Below are 2,705 nucleotides of genomic sequence, written 5' to 3'. Positions count from 1 at the left end.
CGGCGGGAGGGCGGGCAGGATGACCATCACGACCTCCACGCCCCCAGGAGACCCCATGCCCCTGAACGCCCGCTCCCGCATCCCGATCACCCCCCACGGCTCCGAAGAGTCCTTCGAGGGCACCGTCCGCGCGCCGCCCCGCCCCGGCCGCCACGCCGGGCCCCCCCGCCGGGGGCCGGCCTGGCGCGGCCGCGCCCGGGGCGCGCCCCGCCGACGTCGAGCCCGCCGGGGGAGCCTCGGCGCTGCCGTCGTTGGACGCGCGGGCCGCGGCCATCCGCGCCGCCCGCGAGGCCGCCCAGGGCCGCGGCCCGACCCGGCCCGCCGACACCGGCCCCGCCGCCCCGGCGACGTCCGGTGTGGGGTGGGAGGACGAGGTCGCCAGCGACGACGACGTCCCGCTCGAGGACTCGGGCCTCGTGGGCCGGGCCGTCGTCGAACGGGTGCTCGGCGGCCGTCTGCTCGAGGAACGCCCCAACGACGCCTGAGGCGAACGCGCCCGTACGCCGTCCGGGGCCGCGGGCATGATGGACGCGGCGCCGGACCACGGCGCCGCGTCGGGGCGCACGCCCCACGAGACGCACCATCGGACGAGGGGGACGGATGTACCAGGGCGCGGTGCAGGACCTGATCGACGAGCTCGGCCGCCTGCCGGGCATCGGGCCGAAGTCCGCCCAGCGCATCGCCTTCCACATGCTGGAGGCGGACCGGGAGGACATGCTGCGGCTCGCGGACGCCATCCGCACGGTCAAGGACAGGGTGCGGCTGTGCTCGGTCTGCTTCAACGTCTCCGAGGACGAGGTGTGCTCGCTCTGCCGGGATGAACGCCGGGACCGCTCCCAGATCTGCGTCGTCGAGGAGTCGCAGGACGTCATGGCCATGGAGCGCACCCGCGCCTTCCAGGGCCGCTACCACGTGCTCGGCGGGGCCATCAACCCGATCGCCGGCATCGGCCCCGAGCAGCTGCACGTCCGCGAGCTGCTCACCCGGCTGCAGGACGAGGCCGTGCAGGAGGTCATCCTCGCCACGGATCCCAACCTCGAGGGCGAGGCCACGGCCACCTACCTCGGCCGGCTCCTCGGCGCCACGGGCATCCGCGTCACGCGTCTGGCCTCCGGTCTGCCCGTCGGCGGGGATCTCGAGTACGCGGACGAGGTCACCCTCGGCCGCGCCTTCGAGGGCCGCCGCCTGATCAGCGGCTGACACGGGCCGGCGTCGAGCGGGTCCTGCCCGACGCCGGCCCGGCTCAGGCCACGCGCGTGCCGGCGGGCAGCCGCCCGGCCGGGGTGTCCAGGCGACGGTGGCCCCACCAGACCAGCCCGGCCACCAGCACACCCTGCATCGCCAGGCCGAGCGGCCACACCGGCCAGGTGCCCTGCCGGTCCGGCACACCGCTCTGGTCGAGACCGCGCAGCTCGCCATCGAGGCACTCGACGTCCCGGACGGGGTCACGCTGGGTCCAGCGCAGCCCCACGGACAGCAGGTTGAGCGGCCCGGGATCCACCCGGGTACCGTCCGCGAGGAGCCCTGCCTCCCAGGGGGAAGCATCCGCGAGGACGGCGTAGGGGTTCGCCGCGAGCAGCCATCCGCTGCGCCGCGGGTCGGGGATCGTCCGGGTGGTCACCGGGCCGACGCACCGGTCGGCGATCCCGTCGTACAGCTCCGGGTGCGCCGCCTCCCACTCGGCCCAGGCCTGCTCCGCCTCCTCCGGGGTCATCTTCTCGAGCTCCGCCTCGGTGAACGGCTCCGCCGTCATGGGGCCGAACTCGGCGTCGTTGGCCCGCACCTCGGTCTGCAGGAACTGCAGGGACAGCCCGAAGGCCACCAGGGTGCCGATCGTCAGCGCCGCCACGATCAGGTACGTCACCACGACGGCGAACAGCGTGCGCCCGGCGATGGCCGAGACGGCCACGCCGATCCCCGCGATCATGCCGAACTCCACGAGGATCATCACGAGCCCCACCAGCACGGCCCACGGGGACACGCGCCCCACCACGGCCGCGACCGCGAGCCACGGCAGCGCGGCCGCGAGGAACGCGGCGGAGGCGATCCACGCGGCCAGCCACTTGCCCGCCATCAGGTGCCCGGTCCGCAGCAGGGTGACCTGGGTGATGGCCAGGGTGCCGCCGGCACGGTCGCCCGAGATCGCGTTGGCCGCCAGGGCGGGCGAGACCAGCAGCGAGAGGGTGAGGACGAAGAGCAGGACGCCGTCGAAGAGCGTCCGCCCCAGGGCGCGCATCTGCTGCTCCGCCAGCTCCGGCTCCAGGCCGGACGCCTCCATCTCCGCCACGCCCAGGCTTCGCAGTCCGAGGGCGCCGAGGGTCACCGCCCCCACCACCGCGAAGAAGACGCCCAACAGCACGTACCAGCCGCGCGAGCGCAGCCGCTGACGCAGTTCCATCCCCACCACGGTGGCCACGGCCTGGGCCGCGCCGAGGCGTCCCCCCGGCTGCGGCTGCGGCGGGCGGCGGTCATGGATCGAGGTCGCGACGGCGGTGCTCACGGCCGGTCTCCTTCGGTGCGGGGGTCCTCCAGATGGAGGCCCAGGTAGGCGTTCTCGAGGCGGGAGCCCTCCGGGGCGAAGTGGCTCACGAGCACACCCTCGCGCACGAGGTCCGCGAGCAGCGCGGCCGCGGCGGCCTCACCCCGCAGCTGCACCACGACGCCGTCCCGGCGCTGGCCCGCGCCGGCGCCGGTGGCCGCGGTGA

3 protein-coding genes and 1 pseudogene are annotated in these 2,705 nt (G+C 75.6%); 2 read left to right on the top strand and 2 right to left on the bottom strand.

Annotated elements, in window-relative coordinates:
• Positions 1-251 precede the first annotated feature (251 nt).
• Together D8M29_RS10860 and recR are read left to right on the top strand one after the other, a co-directional pair.
• Positions 252-485: a hypothetical protein gene (locus D8M29_RS10860; RefSeq protein ID WP_238693392.1), complete on the top strand. Its 234-nt coding sequence runs from the start codon at positions 252-254 to the stop codon at positions 483-485.
• A 115-nt stretch (positions 486-600) separates the two neighbouring features.
• On the top strand, positions 601-1,200 hold the full coding sequence (recR, locus tag D8M29_RS10855; protein ID WP_002856659.1) for a recombination mediator RecR: 600 nt from the start codon (positions 601-603) through the stop codon (positions 1,198-1,200).
• A 43-nt stretch (positions 1,201-1,243) separates the two neighbouring features.
• On the opposite strand, the gene D8M29_RS10850 is transcribed toward recR, so the two are convergent.
• Both D8M29_RS10850 and D8M29_RS10845 read right to left on the bottom strand, forming a co-directional pair.
• A complete protein-coding gene (locus tag D8M29_RS10850) occupies positions 1,244-2,500 on the bottom strand; it encodes an ABC transporter permease (RefSeq protein WP_127435523.1) in 1,257 nt (418 codons plus the stop codon).
• Positions 2,497-2,705 (bottom strand): annotated as a pseudogene (locus D8M29_RS10845) (ABC transporter ATP-binding protein); the annotation flags it as partial. The gene D8M29_RS10850 and the pseudogene D8M29_RS10845, both read right to left, overlap by 4 nt.

It is taken from the genome of Micrococcus sp. HSID17227, assembly GCF_003989405.1.
In the GTDB taxonomy this organism is placed as follows: Bacteria; Actinomycetota; Actinomycetes; order Actinomycetales; family Micrococcaceae; genus Micrococcus; species Micrococcus luteus.
Note: the sequence above shows the minus strand (reverse complement) of the source record. Positions and strands in the feature narration are given on the sequence as shown.

Bases quoted from the DNA above. Each gene is read 5' to 3' on its own strand.
- recR (WP_002856659.1), top strand. From the start codon at position 601: ATGTACCAGGGCGCGGTGCAGGACCTGATCGACGAGCTCGGCCGCCTG.